This window comes from Streptomyces sp. LS-MS-L19, assembly GCF_058382285.1.
Window position 1 is genome coordinate 6,852,712 of the sequence record NZ_JBYCLL010000001.1, and the last position, 19,061, is coordinate 6,871,772.

12 protein-coding genes are annotated in these 19,061 nt (G+C 71.3%); 4 read left to right on the plus strand and 8 right to left on the minus strand.

What is annotated here, in order from left to right:
* Positions 1 to 39 precede the first annotated feature (39 nt).
* The 6 genes from AC2XR2_RS30760 to AC2XR2_RS30785 all read right to left on the minus strand — a co-directional run bounded on the left by AC2XR2_RS30760 (position 40) and on the right by AC2XR2_RS30785 (position 11,459).
* Positions 40 to 1,704, minus strand: coding sequence for a M4 family metallopeptidase (locus tag AC2XR2_RS30760; protein ID WP_491516828.1), 1,665 nt, complete (start codon positions 1,702 to 1,704; stop codon positions 40 to 42).
* A gap of 284 nt (positions 1,705 to 1,988) precedes the next feature.
* Complete coding sequence (locus AC2XR2_RS30765) at positions 1,989 to 4,037, minus strand: M4 family metallopeptidase (protein WP_449350671.1); 2,049 nt, start codon at positions 4,035 to 4,037, stop codon at positions 1,989 to 1,991.
* 253 nt (positions 4,038 to 4,290) lie between these two features.
* Positions 4,291 to 6,048: an ABC transporter ATP-binding protein gene (locus AC2XR2_RS30770; RefSeq protein WP_449350672.1), complete on the minus strand. Its 1,758-nt coding sequence runs from the start codon at positions 6,046 to 6,048 to the stop codon at positions 4,291 to 4,293.
* Positions 6,045 to 7,763 carry an ABC transporter ATP-binding protein gene (locus AC2XR2_RS30775; protein WP_491516829.1) on the minus strand — a complete coding sequence of 573 codons (1,719 nt, stop codon included), beginning with the start codon at positions 7,761 to 7,763 and terminating at the stop codon, positions 6,045 to 6,047. Before AC2XR2_RS30775 ends, AC2XR2_RS30770 begins: the two co-directional genes overlap by 4 nt.
* A gap of 28 nt (positions 7,764 to 7,791) precedes the next feature.
* On the minus strand, positions 7,792 to 9,654 hold the full coding sequence (locus tag AC2XR2_RS30780; protein WP_449350674.1) for an ABC transporter ATP-binding protein: 1,863 nt from the start codon (positions 9,652 to 9,654) through the stop codon (positions 7,792 to 7,794).
* Positions 9,651 to 11,459 (minus strand): ABC transporter ATP-binding protein, encoded by a 1,809-nt coding sequence (locus AC2XR2_RS30785; protein ID WP_491516830.1) that lies wholly within the window; start codon positions 11,457 to 11,459, stop codon positions 9,651 to 9,653. Before AC2XR2_RS30785 ends, AC2XR2_RS30780 begins: the two co-directional genes overlap by 4 nt.
* 205 nt (positions 11,460 to 11,664) lie before the next feature.
* Here AC2XR2_RS30785 and AC2XR2_RS30790 point away from each other — a divergent pair, with 205 nt between their 5' ends.
* The 4 genes from AC2XR2_RS30790 to AC2XR2_RS30805 are packed head-to-tail and all read left to right on the plus strand — an operon-like array spanning position 11,665 to position 15,211.
* Positions 11,665 to 12,582 carry an ABC transporter ATP-binding protein gene (locus tag AC2XR2_RS30790; RefSeq protein ID WP_491516831.1) on the plus strand — a complete coding sequence of 306 codons (918 nt, stop codon included), beginning with the start codon at positions 11,665 to 11,667 and terminating at the stop codon, positions 12,580 to 12,582.
* The gene (locus tag AC2XR2_RS30795) at positions 12,579 to 13,313 is read left to right on the plus strand and encodes an ABC transporter permease (protein WP_491516832.1); all 735 of its coding nucleotides are present in this window, start codon (positions 12,579 to 12,581) and stop codon (positions 13,311 to 13,313) included. The genes AC2XR2_RS30790 and AC2XR2_RS30795 overlap by 4 nt, the downstream gene beginning before the upstream one ends.
* Before the next feature lie 25 nt (positions 13,314 to 13,338).
* Entirely contained in the window at positions 13,339 to 14,583 is a 1,245-nt protein-coding gene (locus AC2XR2_RS30800) for a sensor histidine kinase (RefSeq protein ID WP_491516833.1), read from the plus strand.
* Positions 14,573 to 15,211 (plus strand): response regulator transcription factor, encoded by a 639-nt coding sequence (locus AC2XR2_RS30805; RefSeq protein ID WP_330264360.1) that lies wholly within the window; start codon positions 14,573 to 14,575, stop codon positions 15,209 to 15,211. The genes AC2XR2_RS30800 and AC2XR2_RS30805 overlap by 11 nt, the downstream gene beginning before the upstream one ends.
* On the opposite strand, the gene AC2XR2_RS30810 is transcribed toward AC2XR2_RS30805, so the two are convergent.
* The gene (locus AC2XR2_RS30810) at positions 15,208 to 16,614 is read right to left on the minus strand and encodes a sulfatase-like hydrolase/transferase (RefSeq protein ID WP_491516834.1); all 1,407 of its coding nucleotides are present in this window, start codon (positions 16,612 to 16,614) and stop codon (positions 15,208 to 15,210) included. The genes AC2XR2_RS30805 and AC2XR2_RS30810 overlap by 4 nt on opposite strands.
* Positions 16,615 to 16,691: 77 nt before the next feature.
* Positions 16,692 to 18,938 carry a glycogen debranching protein GlgX gene (gene glgX, locus AC2XR2_RS30815; protein ID WP_491516835.1) on the minus strand — a complete coding sequence of 749 codons (2,247 nt, stop codon included), beginning with the start codon at positions 18,936 to 18,938 and terminating at the stop codon, positions 16,692 to 16,694.
* Positions 18,939 to 19,061 lie beyond the last annotated feature (123 nt).

Sequence of the window (19,061 nt, forward strand, 5' to 3'; positions counted from 1 at the left end):
CCTTCGTTCCGGGTACCGCCCGTCAGTTACTCGTGAGCACTAGCTGACGTTGACCGCCGACCAGGCCGCGGCCACCGCCTTGTACTCGGTGCTGGTGGAGCCGTACAGGGCCGACGCCGCCGACAGCGTGCCCGTGCGGGCCGCCTTGTAGTTGGTCGTCGACGTGAAGTACGTCGTCAGCGCCTTGTACCAGATCTGCAGCGCCTTGTCCCGGCCGATGCCGGTGACCGTGGAGCCGTTGGACGTGGGCGAGTTGTAGGACACGCCGTTGATCGTCTTCGCGCCGCTGCCCTCGGACAGCAGGTAGAAGAAGTGGTTCGCGACTCCGGACGAGTAGTGCACGTCCTTGTTGCCGACGGTGGAGGACCAGGAGTCCGCCGAGCCGCCGTCCTTGCTGGGCTTGTCCATGTAGCGCAGCGGGGTGCCGTCGCCGTTGATGTCGATCTCCTCGCCGATGAGGTAGTCACCGACGTCGTTGGAGTTGTTGGCGTAGAACTCCACACCCGTGCCGAAGATGTCCGAGGTCGCCTCGTTCAGGCCACCGGACTCGCCCGAGTAGTTCAGGCCCGCGGTGTTCGAGGTGACGCCGTGGCTCATCTCGTGGCCGGCCACGTCCAGCGAGGTCAGCGGGTTGACGTTGCCCTCGCCGTCGCCGTACGTCATGCAGAAGCAGCTGTCGTCCCAGAACGCGTTGACGTACGCGTTGCCGTAGTGGACGCGGCTGTAGGCGCCGACGCCGTTGTTCTTGATGCCGCTGCGGCCGAAGGTCGCCTTGTAGAAGTCCCAGGTCTCCTGCGCGCCGTAGGTGGCGTCCACGGCGGCGGTCTGGTCGGTGGTGGAGCTGGAGGCCGCGCCGGTGCCCCACACGTTGTCGGCGTCCGTGAACAGGGTGCCGGCCGAGGAGCTGGTGGCGTGCGCCTTGTTGTACGTCTTGTGGTTGCCGCGCGTGGCGTCGGTGAGGTTGTACGTCGAGCCGGACAGCGTGGTGCTGAGGCTGACCGTGCCCGAGTACAGGCTCTTGCCGGTACCGGTGGCGTTCTCGATGCCCTGGTACTCGTAGAGCTTCTTGCCGGTGGCCGCGTCGGTGATGACGTGCAGCTGGTTCGGGGTGCCGTCGTCCTGGAAGCCGCCGACGATCGTCTCGTAGGCGAGGACCGGCGTGCCGTTGCCGGCCCAGATCACCTTGCGCGCGCCGTCGGCCGCGGTCTTGTCCGAGCCCGCGGCCTTGGCGGCGGTCAGGGCCTGGGTCTCGGCCTTGGCGACGCTGACCTTCGGGGTCAGGGAGGCGACCTTGATGGTGGCCTTCGTCGCCTTGGAGACACCCTCGGTGGCCCCGGACTTCGACTCGTGGACGACCAGGTCGCCGCCGAGGACGGGCAGGCCGTCGTAGGTGCGCTCGTAGCGGGTGTGGACCGTGCCGTCGGCGTCTCTGACGAAGTCCTTGACGACCAGCTTCTCCTTGGCGCCGAGACCTATCTTCTGGGCCGTGGTCGCGGCGTCGGCCTGCTGCTCCTTGATGAGGGAGGTGCGCGCGGCCGCGGTCAGCTGGACCGGGGCGCCCGCGAGGGCCTTGCCGGTGCCGTCCGCCGGGGTCACGGCGGCGGCACTGCCGGTGGTCAGGCCGGTGGTGAGCAGGGCTCCGGCCGCGACAGCGGTGGCGATGGCAAGGGTGGTGCGCTTGTGACGCGCGTAGAGGGGGGTCACACAAGCTCCTTCGTGGGGGAGCCCGGAGGGCGTGGGGTTGCCCACCGGGGTGGTTGTGAAGTTGTGCGGCGGTTGTGAGGAAGCGTGGCATCAAGGCGCGTACATGTCATGACCCTCAAGTGATGTTGGCTGAAAAGCAACCACCTGGTGAACATTGCAGGCATGTAAAGCGAGTTGACCTGGGCAAAGCCCCAACAAGCCGTCGGTCATGGGCTGGCAAAAAGAGGGCGCCGCCCCGGGGAGTCGAACCACCGGGGCGGCGCCCTGTCCAGGGGCCCGCGGACCTACGGGAAGGTCAGCTTCCAGCTGTTGATGTAGCCGGTGTCCTGGGCCGCGTTGTCCTGGACCCGCAACTGCCAGGTCCCGTTGGCGACCTCGGACGAGGCGTTCACCGTGTACGTGGTGTTGAGGTTGTCGGTCGAGCCGCCGGTGCCGTACGCCTTCAGCGTGTACGCCGTGCCGTCGGGGGCGATCAGCTGCACCCGGAGGTCACCGATGTAGGTGTGCACGATGTCCACCGCGACCTGGAGGTTGGACGGCGCGTTGCCCGTACGACCGGACACCGTGATCGGCGAGTTGACCGCCGCCCCGTTGTCCGGAATCGATACGTCGGTGGTGGACTCGAACGAGGTGCCGCCACCGCCGCCGCCACCGGGACGCGTGCCGACCGCCACGCCCGCCCAGGCGTTCGCCACGGCCGTGTACTCGGCGCTCGTCGTGCCGTACAGCTCACCGGCCGCCGCGAGGGTGCCGGTGCGGGCCGCCGCGTAGTTGGTGGTGGTCGTGAACTTCGTGGTGAGCGCGCGGAACCAGATCTTCTCCGCCTTGTCCCGGCCGATGCCGGTGACCGGAAGACCGTCCGAGGTCGAGGAGTTGTAGGTGACCCCGTTGATGGTCTTGGTGCCGCTGCCCTCCGACAGGAGGTAGAAGAAGTGGTTCGCCGGGCCCGACGAGTAGTGGACGTCCACCGACCCGATCCCGGAGTACCAACTGTCCTTGGACGCGCCGTCCTTGCTCGGCTTGTCCATGTAGCGCAGCGGCGTGCCGTCGCCGTTGATGTCGATCTCCTCGCCGATGAGGTAGTCACCGACGTCGGAGGAGTTGTTGGCGTAGAACTCGACGGCCGTGCCGAAGATGTCGGAGGTCGCCTCGTTCAACCCGCCGGACTCGCCCGAGTAGTTGAGCCCCGCGGTGTTCGACGTGACGCCGTGGGTCATCTCGTGACCGGCCACGTCGATCGACGTCAGCGGGTGGGTGTTGCCCGACCCGTCGCCGTAGGTCATGCAGAAGCAGCTGTCCGACCAGAACGCGTTGACGTAGTTGTTGCCGTAGTGCACCCGGGAGTACGCCCCGACCCCGTCACCGCGGATGCCCGAACGCCCCTGCACGTTCTTGTAGTAGTCCCAGGTGAGCGCGGCACCGTAGTGCGCGTCCGCGCCGGCCGTCTCCGTGTTGGAGGCGCTGCCGTTGCCCCACACGTCGTCCGGGCCCGAGAAGAGGGTGCCGGTGCCGGAGGTGCCGCGGTTGAGGTTGTACGTCTTGTGCCCCCCGCGCGCCCCGTCGGTCAGGTTGTACGTCGACCCGGACTGGGTGGTGCCGAGGGTGACCGTGCCGCTGTACATGGTGTTGCCGGTGCCGGTCTCGATGCCCTGGTACTCGTAGAGCTTCGCGCCGGTCGCCGCGTCCGTGATGACGTGCAGCTCGTTCGGCGTCCCGTCCTCCTGGAGGCCGCCGACGACCGTCTCGTACGCCAGCGTCGGGGTGCCGTTGCCGGCCCAGATCACCTTGCGCGGGGCGCGGTTGGTGTCGGCCTTGTCGGCGCCCGCCGCCTTCGCGAGCGTCAGCGCCTGCTTCTCCGCCTTGGCGGCGGGCAGGGCGGCCGTCGTGGTGGCCGGCTTGATGGCCTTGGCGGTCGCCTTGACGACGCCCTCGGTCGCGCCGGACTTCGTGGTCTCCACGACGAGGTCGCCGCCGAGGACGGGCAGGCCGTCGTAGGTGCGCTCGTAGCGGGTGTGCAGGGTGCCGTTGCCGTCCTTGACGACGTCACGGACGACCAGCTGCTCCTTGGCGCCGAGACCGAGGTCCTTGGCGGTGTCCGCCTTGGTGGCGTTCGCCTGGCGGATCAGCTCGGCGCGCTGGGCCGGGCTGAGCTTGAGGGACTCGGCGCCCGGGAGCACCTTGCCCGCGGCCGACGGTGCCTTCTCCGGTGCCGCGGTGGCGGCGCCCGACTGGACGGCCGTGGCGAGCAGGGCCGAGACACCGACGAGGGCCACGGCGGCGGCCTTGCGGTGCAGGGTGTGGGGGGCGCGTCTGTGGGAGGAACTGTCTCTCAACACTGACTCCTTCTGCGCGGCCGCGGATCACGCGGCCTGGGGAGACCGGACGGTGGGTCGACCGTCCGGGCACAACATGGAGGTACGCAGAACGGTGGTGCTGTGGGGTTGCTGTGAAGTAGCCGTGGGAAGAGTGGCAGTGGATTGCGCTGTCTGTCAGGAGCGCGTCAGAAAGTTGGCCGGAAACGGTTCGTTGTCCGGTAGTTCATGTTCGATATACGGTCGCGTGGGCGGCCTGTGACCCGGTGGGCGTTCAGCTGCCGCCCGGCCCGCCGTGCCACGACCCCCACAGCGCCGCGTACGCTCCGCCCGCCGCCACCAGCTCCTCGTGCGTGCCCAGTTCGGTCAGCAGGCCGTCCTCCATCACCGCCACCCGGTCCGCGTCGTGCGCGGTGTGCAGCCGGTGCGCGATGGCGATCACCGTGCGCCCTTCGAGTACGGCGGCCAGGGCCCGCTCGGTGTGCCGCGCGGTCGTGGGATCGAGCAGCGCGGTCGCCTCGTCGAGGATCAGCGTGTGCGGATCCGCCAGCACCACCCGGGCCAGCGCCAGTTGCTGCGCCTGCGAACCGTCCGTGGAGTGGCCGCCCTCCTCGCCGAGCCGGGTGTCGAGCCCCTCGGGCAGCTCCCGCACCCACCCGTCCGCCCCTACGGCGGCCAGCGCGTCCCACAACTCCTCGTCCCCGGCGCCGGGTTCGGCGATGAGGAGGTTGTCGCGGACCGTGCCCAGGAAGACATGGTGCTCCTGGGTGACCAGGACGACCTGGCGGCGCAGCTGCTCGGGTCCGAGCCCGACGACGGGCACGCCACCGACGGTCACCGAGCCGGAGGTCGGCGCGTCGACACCGGCCAGCAGTCTGCTCAGCGTGGTCTTCCCGGCACCGGACGGGCCGACCACCGCGAGCCGTTCCCCGGGGCGCACGGTCAGGTCGACGCCGTGCAGGACCTCGCCGCCGCGGCCGTAGGAGTAGCGCACGTCGGTGACGTCGATGCGGTCGTCGGTGGGGGTGGGGGAGTCCTCGGCGGAGGTCCGCGGCGCTCCCGCGAGCCCTTCCACCCGGGCGAACGAGGCGCCGCTGGACTGGAGTTGCTCGACCCGCACCAGGATCTGGTCGAGCGGATTGACCAGTTGCTGGAGGTACAGGGCGGCCGCGACGACCGAGCCGAGGCTCATCACGCCTCGCGCGTGCAGCATTCCGCCGATCAGGAGCACCCCGGCCACCGGCAGGATGTACGCGATCTCGACCACGGGGAAGAACACACTGCGCAGGTAGAGGGTGTACAGACGGGTGCGGCGGGCCGTGTCGAGGGCCTCCCGGCTCGCCCGGACGCGCCGCTCCTCCAGCCGCAGCGCCTCGACCGTGCGGGCACCGGACGCGGTGGCCGCGAGGATCTCGGCGACGTCGGAGGTGGCCGCGCCCTCGGCCAGATAGCCGTCCCGGGCCCGCCGCAGATACCAGCGCAGCACGAACCAGATGGGCAGCAGGCCGAACAGGCCGACCGCACCCAGCAGGGGGTTCAGGACGAACACGGCGGCCAGCAGGAACAGGAACTGCACGGAGTTGATGAGCAGTTCGGGGCCCGCGTCGCGCAGCGTCGTCCCCACGGTGGCCACGTCCGCGGTGCCGCGGGCGGTGAGGTCACCGGTGCCGGCCCGCTCCACGACCGAGGCGGGCAGGGCGAGGGCGCGGTCCACGAACTCCTCGCGGACCCGGGCGAGGGTGCGTTCGCCGAAGCGGTGGCCGACATAGCGGGCCCAGCGGGCCAGGAGGAGCTGGAGGCTCGCGCACACCACGAGGACGGCCGCGAGCCGGTCCACCGCGGCGACACCGCTCCCGGCGCGCACCTCGTCGATGATCCGGCCCAGCAGCCAGGGGCCGGCGAGGCCGGTGAGGGCCGCGGCGGAGTTCAGGGCGAGGACGGCGGTGAAGGCGCGGGTGTCCTTGCGGATCAGCCGGACGGAGGCGCGCCGTACGGATGCCTGGTCGGCGACCGGGAGGTGGCCGTCGGTCACTTCATGACCTCCACGTCTCTTGCGACCAGGGCGCGGTATCCCGGTTCCTGCGTGAGGAGTTGCTGGTGGGTGCCGGAGGCTGCGAGCTTGCCGTCGACCAGGTAGAGGACGGTGTCGGCGTGGTCCAGGACGAGGGGGGAGGTGGTGGTGACGACTGTGGTGCGGCCGTCTCTTGCCTCGCGCAGGCGGTCCGCCACGAGGGCTTCTGTGTGGGCGTCCAGGGCGGAGGTGGGTTCTACGGCCAGCAGGACTTCGGGGTTGGCGAGGAGGGCTCTGACGAGTCGGATGCGTTGGCGTTGGCCGCCGGAGAGGTTGCGGGCCTGGGCGTCCATTTGTGAGTCGAGGCCGTCCGGGAGACCTTGCGCGATGTCGTCTGCCACGGCTGCGTGCAGGGCGGCTGCGAGTTCGTCGTGGCTTGTCGCGCAGTTCCCCGCGCCCCTTTGGGGCGCTATCACCTCACGTAGGTTTCCGGCGAACAAGTCGGCCTCGTGGTCCGCCAGCAGGATGTGCTCCCTGATCTGGGGCAGCCTGATCTCGTCCAGCGGTACTCCGCCCCAGGTCGCCCTTGACGGCGTGTAGCGGGCCAGGCGGTCCAGGACCATGGCCGCATCCGCCGGGTGTGCCGAAGCCATGGCCGTCAGGCGGCCCGGGAGAATGCTCACGCCCGAGTCCGGGTCGTGCAGGACCGAGGGTTCGGCGGGGGCGTCTCTCGTCCCCGTGTCCTCCAGCGGCTCCAGGCGCAGGAACCGTACGACCCGCCGCGCGGCCACCACGCCCCGGCTCAGCTGGTATCCGCACTCCACCCAGAACGCCACCGGACCCACCAGGACCGCGACATAGCCGTACACCGCCACCAACTCGCCGACGCTGATGTCCCCTTGGGCGGCGAGGCGGGCCGCGAGCCAGGTGACGGTGGCGAGGAACAGGGTGGGCAGGCCCACGCCGAGGGCCTGGACCCAGCTGGTGACCGCGCCGACGCGGTAGCCCTGGGTGCGCAGGTGCTGGGAGTCGCGGTGGAAGGCGTCGGCGACCAGGCTCTTGCCGCCGAGGCCGTTGAGGACGCGCAGACCGCCCGCGAGGTCGGCGATCCGGGCGGTGAGGACGCCCTGGCGGTTGCGGTACTCCGTCTCGGCGCCCTGGAGGCGGGACAGGAACGGGCCCACGAGCAGCACGATCGCCGGGATGCCGAGGAGGACCACGGTCGCGAGGACCGGGGAGACCGAGACCAGCAGGGCGGCGACCGTCAGATAGGCCACACAGGCTCCGACGCCGGGGCCCACGACGGTCAGGGCCTGCGCGATCGTCTGCACGTCGCCCACGCCGATCGTGACGACCTCCCCGGCCCCGGTCCGGCGCGAGAGCGCGGCACCGAGGCGGACCGCCTGGCCGACGACCACCTTGACCGTGCGGAAGTTGGCGTCCATCCGCACCCGGGTCATCGTGCGGTGCCGCATGATGCTCAGCCACGCGTTGAAGGAACCGACCGCGAACAGCGCGAGGCACCAGCCCGCCAGCGCCGGCCAGTCACCCGGCTCCAGGCCCTCGTCGATCGCCTTCGCCATCAGGTACGGCGTCGCCGCGAGCAGCACCATCCACGAACTGCCCAGCAGCGCCCCGGCCACCGACCGGCCCGGCTGGCAGCGGACCAGCCACCACAGGTACCGCCAGCCGCCCCGGACGTCCGGCGTGCCCGGGTCCTCGTACGCGTCGATCACCTGTTCCCCCGCTCGCCCATGTGGTCGCTCACGCCAGACTGTCCCGCCAGGCCCGGTGCAGATCCGCGAACCGGCCCGTGCCCGCGGTGAGTTCGGCCGGTGTGCCGTCCTCGACGATCCGGCCGTGCTCCATCACCAGCACCCGGTCGGCGATCTCCACGGTCGACAGCCGGTGCGCGATCACCACGGCGGTACGGCCCTTCAGGACCGTCGCCATCGCGCGCTGCACCGCCCGCTCGCCCGGGATGTCGAGCGAGCTGGTCGCCTCGTCCAGGATCAGCACCGCCGGGTCGGCCAGCAACGCCCGCGCGAACGCCACGAGTTGGCGCTGCCCCGCGGAGATGCGGCCACCGCGCTTGCGGACGTCCGTGTCGTAGCCGTCGGGCAGGGCGCTGATGAAGTCGTGGGCGCCGATCGCCTTCGCGGCCCGCTCGATCTCCTCGCGCGAGGCGTCCGGGCGGCCGATCGCGATGTTCTCGGCGACCGTGCCGGAGAACAGGAAGGCCTCCTGGGTCACCATGACCACCCCGCGCCGCAGTTCGGGCACGGCCAGCTCACGCAGGTCCACGCCGTCCAGCAGGACGCGGCCCTCGGAGGGGTCGTAGAAGCGGGCGAGGAGTTTGGCGAGCGTCGACTTCCCGGCGCCGGTCGAGCCGACCACCGCGACGGTCTGTCCGGCGGGGAGCGTGAGGTCGAAGCGGGGCAGCACCTCGCCGCCGGTGCGGTAGCCGAAGGACACCCCCTCGAAGACGACCTCGCGGCCGGGACGGTCCGCGGACTCCAGCGCCGGGAGCTGCCGCGGAGCCGCCGGCTCCGGCACGGTCGGGGTCTGGGCGAGCAGACCGGCGATCTTCTCCAGGGAGGCCGCCGCCGACTGGTAGGAGTTCAGGAACATCCCGAGCCGGTCGATCGGGTCGTACAGCCGCCGCAGGTACAGCACCGCGGCCGCCAGCACCCCCAGCTCCAGCGAGCCCTGCGCCACCCGGTAGGCGCCCCACAGCACGATCCCCGCGACGGCCGTGTTGGCGACCAGCCGGGACCCGACGACATAGCGGGCCATCTCCAGCAGCGCGTCGCCGTTGACCCGCTCGTGCCGCTGGTTCAGTACGGCGAAGTCGGCGTCGTTGGCGGCCTCGCGGCGGAACGCGCGCACCGGGCGGATGCCGTTCATCGTCTCCACGAACTTCACGATCACGGCGGCGATCGCGGTCGACCGCTTCCGGTACACCCGGCCCGCGCGCCGCTGGTAGATCCGCACCAGCCCGTACAGCGGCACGAAGGACGCCACCGCGACCGCGCCGAGCCCGAGGTCCAGCCAGAGCAGCAGCGCGGAGATGTAGAGGAAGGACAGGACGACGGTGACGAGCTCCTGGAGGCCCTCGTTGAGCAGTTCGCGCAGCGACTCGACGTCCGTCGTGGAGCGGGAGATGAGCCGGCCCGAGGTGTAGCGCTCGTGGAAGTCGATGCTCAGCGCCTGCGCGTGCCGGAAGATCCGGCCGCGCAGATCGAGCAGGACGTCCTGGTTGACGCGGGCGGACACCAGGATGAACGCGTACTGCAGAGCGCCGGAGGCCAGCGCGCACAGCAGGTAGCCGACGCCCACCGCGATCAGCGGGCCGTGGTCGTGGTCCCGGAAGGCGGGGACGGCCCGGTCGATCGCGTAGGCCACGATCAGCGGGCCCGCCTGCACGGCCGCCTGCTGGAGCAGCAGCAGGAGGGTCGTGACGGTGACGCGGGCCTTCATCGGGGCGAGCAGGGAGCGCAGCAGGAGGGCGGTGGCGCGCGGGGGAGCGGGCAGCCGGTCCTCGTCGAACGCGTCGTCGGCCCGCTTCTCGCCGGGCGGCCGCGGCTCTTCGTCCGTGGTGGGCGCGGACGTGGTGGGGGCCGTCATCGGGCGTCCTCCCCTTCCCCGGAGTCCCCGGACCCGGACATCAGATGGGCGTACTCGGCGTTGGTGCGCAGGAGTTCGTGGTGGGTGCCGACGGCCGTGATGCGGCCCTCGGACAGCAGCGCGACCCGGTCGGCGAGCTGCACGGTGGAGGGGCGGTGGGCGACGATCAGCGCGGTGGTGTCGGCCAGGACGTCCCGCAGCGCGGCCTCCACGGCGGCCTCGGTGTGGACGTCCAGGGCGGACAGCGGGTCGTCCAGGACGAGGAACCTCGGCCTGCCGACGACGGCCCGGGCGAGGGCGAGGCGCTGGCGCTGGCCGCCGGAGAGGCTGAGGCCCTGTTCGCCGACCTGCGTCTCGGTGCCCTGGGGGAGGGCGTGCACGAAGTCGGCCTGGGCGACGGAGAGGGCTCTGTCCAGTTCTCGTTCGTCCTGGCCCATCAGGACGTTGTCGCCGACGCTGGTGGAGAAGAGGGTGGGGTCCTCGAAGGCCACGGCTACGAGCGCGCGCAGCGTTTCTCTCGGCATGGCGGTGATGTCCTCGCCGTCGAGCGTGATGTGGCCGGACGTCACCTCATGGAGGCGGGGGACGAGGGCGGTGAGGGCGGTCTTGCCGCTGCCTGTTGCGCCTACGAGGGCCATGGATTCACCCGGCCGGATGTGGAGATCGATGCGGTCGAGGACCGGTGGGGAATCCTCGGAGGCGTCGGGGAAGCGGAACGAGACCGCCGAAAAGCGCATGCCATCGTTGTCGGCCGACGGCCGGTGGGGGCTGGTCGCGCCGTTCCCCGCGCCCCTATCGGGCGCGTCTTCCTGCTCCGGTACTTCGTCCATCGCCTCGAAATAGCGCTCCGTCGCCGTCGCCGCCTCCTGGCTCATCGCCAGCAGGAAGCCGATCGACTCGACCGGCCATCTGAGGGCGAGGGCCGTCGACAGGAAGGCGACCAGCGTGCCCGCCGACAGGTCGCCGTCCGCCACCTGGACGCAGCCCAGGACCAGCGCGGCCCCGATCGCCACCTCGGGGAGCGTGGTGATGACGCCCCAGATCGTGGCCAGGAGGCGGGCCTTGCGCAGCTCGGTGCCGCGCAGCTTCGCGGACAGGTCGTGGAACGCCCTCGCCTGCGACCGGTGCCGGCCGAAGCCCTTGATGATGCGGATGCCGAGGACGCTCTCCTCGACGACCGTCGTGAGGTCGCCGACCTGGTCCTGGGCGAGGCGCGCCACATGGTGGTAGCGCTTCTCGAAGATCACGCAGGTGACCATCACGGGGATCGCGGGGCCGAGGATCACCAGGCCCAGGGTCCAGTCCTGGAGCAGCATGATGATGACGCCCACGAGGATCGTCACCGCGTTGACCAGCAGGAAGGTCAGCGGGAAGGCGAGGAACATGCGCAGCAGCATGAGGTCGGTGGTGGCCCGGGACAGCAACTGGCCGGAGGCCCAGCGGTCGTGGAAGGCCACCGGGAGGCGCTGGAGGTGCCGGTACAGGCCCGCCCGCATCTCCGCCTCCACATGGGAGAGCGGTCTCGCCACCAGCCACCGCCGCAGCCCGAACAGCAGCGCCTCCGTGAACCCGAGCAGCAGCAGGTACAGCGCTCCGAGCCACACGCCGGCCGTGTCCCCGTCGGCGACCGGGCCGTCCACCATCCACTTCAGGACGAGCGGGATCACCAGCCCCGTACAGGAGGCGAGGATCGCCACGAGCGCGGCGGTCAGCAGCCGCGCGCGGGCCGGCCGGACATACGGCCACAGACGCAGCAGGGTCTTCACGGCCGACCCGCCCTTGGTGGTTGCATGTGTAATGGACATCAGCTGCGAGCCTACGGACCGGCACTGACAACGCCCACCGAGTTTTGGCCGGACCGGAGTCGGCCGCTGGACCTACGACCTGCGTGTTCGAGGGGTCGTACAGGAGCGGCGTGGGGGTCGTACCGCCGCATCCACCGATCGGTTGATGCCGTTTCGAGCGCGACGGGCGATGTGGCACCCGGCCCCCGGCCGGGACGCTGGTGCCATGTCCGTCATCGAAGTCAGCGAACTGCGCAAGTCCTACGGCGGCCGGACCGTCGTCGACGGTGTCTCCCTCACCGTCGAGGAGGGCGAGATTTTTGGAATTCTTGGCCCGAACGGCGCCGGCAAGACCACCACCGTCGAGTGCGTCGAAGGGCTGCGGGTCCCCGACGGTGGCCGGGTCAGGGTCACCGGGCTCGACCCCGTCGCCGACCACGCGCGCGTGGCCCGCGTCCTCGGCGCCCAGCTCCAGGAGAGCGAACTCCAGGCCAAGCTGACCGTGCGCGAGGCCCTGGAGCTCTACAGCACCTTCTACGACCGGCCCCTCGACTGGCGGCCGCTCGCCGAACGTCTCGGCCTCGCCCAGAAGCTGACGACCCGGTTCGGCAAGCTCTCCGGCGGCCAGAAGCAGCGCCTGTTCATCGCGCTCGCCCTGGTCGGCAACCCGCGGATCGTCGTCCTGGACGAGCTGACCACCGGTCTCGATCCACGCGCCCGCCGCGACACCTGGGAGCTGATCGAGGACGTGCGCGCGAACGGCGTGACCGTCCTGCTGGTCACCCACTTCATGGAGGAGGCGCAGCGGCTCTGCGACCGGATCGCCGTGATCGACAAGGGGCGGGTCGCCGCGCTGGACACCCCGGCCGGGCTCATCAGGCGTTCGGCGGGCGGCACCGTCATCAGCTTCACCCCGTCCGCGCCGCTCGACGCGCACGAGCTCAACGCCCTGCCCGCGCTCGCCTCCGTCGAGGACCGGGACGGCCGCCTCACCCTCTCCGGCACCGACGAGACGGTGAACGCCGTCATCACCCTGCTCGCCCGCCGGCACGTCACCGCCCACCAGCTCAGGGTCGTCGACGCCACCCTCGACGACGCGTTCCTCGACCTCACGAGGACCGACACCCAGGAGGCCACGGCATGAACACCGCCGTACTGCGGACCGAGGTCCGCCTCTTCCGCCGCGAACCCGGCGCCCTCTTCTGGATCCTGCTGTTCCCCACCCTGCTCCTGGTGATCCTCGGCTCGATCCCGTCGTTCCGGAACCACGACCCCGACCTCGGCGGCCTCAGGACCATCGACGTCTACGTCCCGGTGGCCGTGCTCCTCGGCCTGATCGTCGGCGGCCTCCAGTCGATGCCGCAGACCCTCACCGGCTACCGCGAACGCGGCATCCTGCGCCGCATGTCCACCACTCCGGTCCGCCCGACCGCCCTGCTCACCGCGCAGATGACCGTCTACGGCGGCGCCGCCCTGGCGTCCGCGCTGCTGGCCCTCGCCGTCGGACGGGTCGCCTTCGCCGTACGACTGCCCGAACAGCCCCTCGGATACCTGCTGGCCCTGGTCCTCGCCGTGCTCGCCGCCCTCGCGCTCGGGGCGGTGGTCTCCGCGCTGTCCCGGACCACGAAGATCGCCGGCGCGATCGGGTCCGCGGTGTTCTTCCCGGCGATGTTCTGCGCGGGCGTGTGGGCGCCGGTGCAGACCATGCCGCACGTCCTCGCCCGGATCGTCGGCTGCACGCCGTTCGGGGCGGCCGCCGAGGCACTGAACCGGGCCGCGGCCGGACACTGGCCGGGCTGGACCCACCTGGGCGTCCTCGTCGTCTGGACGCTGCTGCTCACGGGCGCCGCGTCACGCTGGTTCCGCTGGGAGTAGGGGAGGGGCCGTGCAGACTGGGGAGATGAACGCGTCGGACGCCCGGATCGACCGGTACTGGGAACGCCTGCACGTCTGGGGGCCGTACGGACTCCTCGGCACCGGCGTCGTCCTCGCGATCGTCTCCGCGGGCATCATGGACGGCCCCGTCGACTGGTACCTCGTCGGGATCCTGGTGGGCGCCGCGGTCCTGCTCCAGGTGTGGTGGCACGGCACCCGGCACCGCCGCGCCAACCGGGGCCGCAGCCCCTCCCGGGCCGGGACGGCGTACTACCTGGTCCGCTGGGCGATCGCCTTCGTCCTGACCTGGCTCAACCCGTTCTTCGCGTTCTACGCGGCGGCCGGCTACATGGACGCCGACGAGCTGATCCCGGGCATGTGGCGGCGGCTGGGGCTGTTCGCGAGCGCGGTCACCGTGGCCGGCGCGCAGGCCGGCGGGCTGATGCCGGGCAGCACGGCCCAGTGGCTGGGGTTCGCCGCGCTGCTGGCCGCCAACTACGGCCTCCAGTCGGTGGTCGCGCACATCACCGAACAGGAGGAGCAGCGCTCCCGCGAGCGCGCCTCGACCATCGAGGCCCTCCAGCAGGCGCTCGACGAGAACGCCGCCCTGCACGCCCAACTCCTCGTCCAGGCACGGGAGGCCGGGGTCGCCGACGAGCGCAGGCGGCTCGCCGCCGAGATCCACGACACCCTCGCCCAGGGCCTGACCGGGATCATCGCCCAGCTCCAGGTCGTCGCGAACACGCCCGACGAGAGCCAGGCTCGCGAGCACGTCCACCGGGCGATCGACCTCGCCCGGCACAGCCTCGGCGAGGCCCGCCGCTCGGTGCACAACCTCGCCCCGGTCGCCCTGGCCGACGCCGGGCTCCCCGAGGCACTGAAGCAGACGGTCGCCGACTGGGGCGAACGCACCGGTGTACGCGCCGAGTTCACGGTCACCGGCACCGCCGAGCAACTCCACGACGAGGTCTCCGCAACCCTGCTCAGGATCGCCCAGGAGGCCCTCTCCAACGCCGCCCGGCACGCGCACGCCACCCGCCTCGGCGTCACCCTGAGCTTCCTGACCGACGAGGTGATCCTCGACATCCGCGACGACGGACGCGGCTTCGACCCGCTCGCCCTGCCCGCCCGCACCCGCGCGGGCGGCTTCGGCCTCGACGGCATGCGGGCCCGCGCGGAACGCATCGCCGGTTCCCTCACCGTCGAGTCGGAGCCGGGCCAGGGCACCGCGCTGTCGGCTCGCGTACCGTTGGTCCGCCATGACCAGTGACATCTCGGTGCTGATCGTCGACGACCATCCCGTCGTACGGGACGGTCTGCGCGGCATGTTCGCCTCCGCGCCCGGCTTCACCGTGCTCGGTGAGGCCTCCGACGGCGTCGAGGCGGTCGAGCGGGCCGCGGCCCTCGACCCCGACGTGATTTTGATGGACCTGCGGATGCCGGGCGGCGGCGGGGTGGACGCCATCCGTGAGCTGACCCGCGCCGGTGCCCGGGCGAAGATCCTCGTCCTGACGACGTACGACACCGACTCCGACACGCTGCCCGCGATCGAGGCGGGCGCGACCGGCTACCTCCTCAAGGACGCCCCGCGCGACGAGCTGTTCACCGCGGTACGGGCGGCCGCGGAGGGCCGTACGGTGCTGTCCCCGGCGGTGGCGTCCCGGCTGGTCTCCGCCGTCCGATCACCCGGGGCACCGGCGAACGAGCCCCTGTCCGCCCGCGAGCGCGAGGTCCTCGCCCTGGTCGCCAGGGGCACCTCCAACCGCGAGATCGCCCGCGAACTGTTCATCAGCGAGGCGACCGTGAAGACCCACCTCACCCACCTGTACGCCAAGCTGGGCGTCAACGACCGCGCGGCGGCGGTCGCGACGGCGTACCAGCGGGGGATCCTCGGCTAGTCGGGGTACGGCAGCAGACCGGAGGCGGTCCGCTCCCACGCGGTCTTCAGCTCGGCCAGCAACTCCGGCCTGTCCGGGGCGAGATCGGCCTGCTCGCGCAGGTCGGTGCCGAGGTCGTACAGGTGGTCCTTGCCGGCGGAGTCCCGGTAGTACTTCCAACTCCCGCGCCGCAGCGCCCGGTTGGCGCGCACCCGCCAGAACAGGTCGCGCTCCGGGAGGTCCTGGCCCCGCAGCAGGTATCCGGCGAGGCTCGTCCCGTCCAGCGGGTACGCCGGGTCGGGGCGGGCGCCCGCGACCTCCAGGAAGGTCGCCGTCCAGTCGGGGGAGAAGTTCGGCTCGTGGCTGACCTGGCCGCCGTCGATCCGGTGCGGCCAGCGCACGATCGTCGGCACCCGGATGCCGCCCTCCTGGAGCACGAACTTCTCACCGCTGAGCGGCCACAGGTACGACCAGCGTTCACCGCCGTTGTCGCTGGCGAAGTACACCAGCGTGTGTTCCTCCTGCCCCGAGCGGCGCAGCGCGGCGAGCACCTCGCCGACGGCCGCGTCGAGGCTCTCCACCATCTCGGTGTACTTGGCGACCGAGCCGCCGTCGTAGTGGTTGAAGGCGATGCTGCGTTCCGCCTGGGTCTTCGCGGCGCGGATCTTCGCCGCGATCTCGGCGCCCGTCTCCTCGTCGCCCTCCGCGAGCCAGGGCCAGTGCGGGGTGGTGAAGTTGAGGTTCAGCAGCCAGGGCCTGTCGTGCTTGCGGCCGACGTACTCGACGGCCCGCTCGGTGAGGACCTCCGTGTAGTACCGCAGGTCCTCGTAGGTGGCGTCGCCCTCGTAGAGGTCGTAGTCGCCCAGCTGGCCCAGCTTGGAGAAGTACTCCAGCACACCGCCGCGGTTGCCGAAGAACTCGTCCCAGCCCGACTTGGTGGGGCTGTAGTCCGGGAGCCAGCCGCAGTGCCACTTGCCGATCAGGGCGGTCGCGTAACCGGCCTTCTCCAGCAGGGACGCGAGCGTGGGGTGGTTCGGGTCCAGCCCCTGCGTCCGGTCGGCCACGGGCTCGGCGAGCCCGCCCGGGGTACGCCCCGGATACCGTCCGGTGTACAGGCTGAACCGGGTCGGCGAGCAGGTCGAGGAGCCCGAGTACGCGTCCGTGAAACGCACCCCCTGCCGGGCCAGCCGGTCCAGGTTCGGCGTCCTGATGTGCGGGGCGCCGTAGGAGGAGAGGTCGGCCCAGCCGAGGTCGTCGCCGAGGATGACGAGGAGGTTGGGGCGTCTGCCGGAGGAACCACCGGCCCGGGCCTGGAAGGGGCGTTCGGCGGGGGCGGCTTCGGCGGTGGTCGTCGTACCGGCGACGGCGGTCACGGCACCGCCACCGACGAGACCACCGAAGGCACGGCGGGAGATCTCGGACATGGGAGCGAGTCTGATCAGCGGACAGTTGTCATGGCCAGCGATCACATGAGCTGTTCACGGACCTGCAACAGCCGTCCTCAGCCGGCCACCCTGAGCAGCAGCACCGCCCGCGCCGGCACCGTGACCGACGACCCCGCCCGGTGCACCACCCCCGGAGCCTCCCCCTGCTCCTCCCTCGACGTGTCGACGACCACCTCGTACCGCTCCGCCCACGGCGGTCCCGGCAGCTGGAAGGCCGTCGGGCGGTCGCCCGCGTGCAGGACGGCCAGGAAGCTGTCGTCGAGGATCGGTGCCCCGCGCTCGTCACGGCCGGGGATGTCCCGCCCCGACAGGTACATCCCGAGCGTGGCCGCGGGCGCGTACCAGTCGCGTTCCGTCATCTCGGTGCCGCGCGCCGTGAACCAGGCCAGGTCGCGCAGGCCGTCCGCCGAATGCGCCCGCCCCGAGAAGAAGGCCCGGCGTCGCAGCACCGGATGCCGGTGGCGCAGGTCGATGAGCCGGGCGGTGAGGTCGAACAGGGCCTTCCAGCCCGGGTCCTCCAGGAGCCCCCAGTCCACCCAGCTGATCTCGTTGTCCTGGCAGTAGGCGTTGTTGTTGCCGCGCTGCGTGCGGCCCAGCTCGTCGCCCGCGACCAGCATCGGCACTCCCGTCGACAGCAGCAGGGTGGTCAGCAGGTTCCGCAGCTGGCGCCGCCGCAGCGCCCGTACCCGCTCGTCGTCCGTCTCGCCCTCGGTGCCGCAGTTCCACGCCCGGTTGTCGTCGGTGCCGTCCCGGTTGCCCTCGCCGTTGGCCTCGTTGTGCTTCCTCTCGTACGACACCAGGTCGCGCAGGGTGAAACCGTCGTGCGCGGTGATGAAGTTGACCGAGGCGTACGGCCGCCGGCCGCCCCACGCGTACAGGTCGCTGGAGCCCGAGAGGCGGTAGCCGAGATCGCGTACGTCGGGCAGCGCGCCCCGCCAGAAGTCCCGTACGGCGTTGCGATAGCGGTCGTTCCACTCCGTCCACAGGGGTGGGAAGGCGCCCACCTGGTAGCCGCCCGAACCCACGTCCCAGGGCTCGGCGATGAGCTTCACGCGCCGGAGCACCGGGTCCTGGGCGATGACCGCGAGGAACGGGGACAGCATGTCGACGTCGTGCATCGAGCGGGCCAGCGCGGCCGCCAGGTCGAAGCGGAAGCCGTCCACGCCCATCTCCGTCACCCAGTAGCGCAGGGAGTCGGTGATGAGCCGTAGGACATGCGGCTGGACCACGTGCAGGGTGTTGCCGCAGCCGGTGTAGTCCGCGTAGCGCCGGGCGTCCGACTGGAGGCGGTAGTAGCCCCGGTTGTCGATGCCCTTCAACGACAGCGTGGGGCCCAGCTCGCCCGCCTCCGCCGTGTGGTTGTAGACCACGTCGAGGATGACCTCGATCCCGGCGGCGTGCAGCGCGCGGACCATCCGCTTGAACTCGCCGACCTGCTGACCCGTCGTACCGGAGGCGGCGTAGCCGGCGTGGGGCGCGAAGTAGCCGATGGAGTTGTAGCCCCAGTAGTTCTTCAGGCCCCGCCGCAGCAGATGGTCCTCGTGCGCGAACTGGTGGACGGGGAGCAGCTCGACGGCCGTGACGCCCAGCTTCACCAGGTGCTCGATCGCGGCCGGGTGCGCCAACCCGGCGTAGGTGCCGCGCAGTTCCTCCGGGATGCCGGGGTGCAGCGCCGTGAAGCCCCGCACGTGCAGCTCGTAGATGACGGAGTCCGCCCACGGGGTCTTCGGGCGGCGGTCCTCCATCCACTCGTCGTCGGTGGCGTCGTCGTGGACGACCACGCCCTTCGGGACGAACGGCGCCGAGTCGCGGTCGTCGCGCACGGTGTCCGCGACCTGCTGCTGCGGCCAGTCGCGGACATGGCCGTACACCTCGGGCGGCAGGCTGAAGTCGCCGTCCACCGCGCGGGCGTACGGGTCCAGGAGCAGCTTCGCCGGGTTCCAGCGGCCGCCGGTCCAGGGGTCCCAGCGGCCGTGCACCCGGAAGCCGTAGCGCTGGCCGGGCATCACGCCGGGCACGAAGCCGTGCCAGATCTCGTGCGTGAGCTCGCTGAGCCGGGCCCGGGTCTCCTTGCCGTCCGCGTCGAACAGGCACAGCTCGACGGCCTCGGCGCCGCCCGCCCAGAGGGCGAAGTTGGTCCCCGCGACCCCGTCCGGGCCGACCCGGAACCTGGCCCCCAGCGGGGTCGGCGCACCGGGCCACACCGGTACGGGTGGTGCTCCCCGCCGTGTGCCGTTCACCAGCGCGGCGGGGCGCTCCTCGGCGGCTTCGGTCACCGCCTCCTGCTCGGCTGCGCTGGACACCGGTCCTCCCACGGCTCATGGAACGAGATGGAAAAGGGCGCACGGCATCCCGTCCGCGGCACCCTCTCACGTCGTCCTCCCCTCTGTTCTGCCCAGCGGTCGGGTCGCACTCACGGGTTCGCA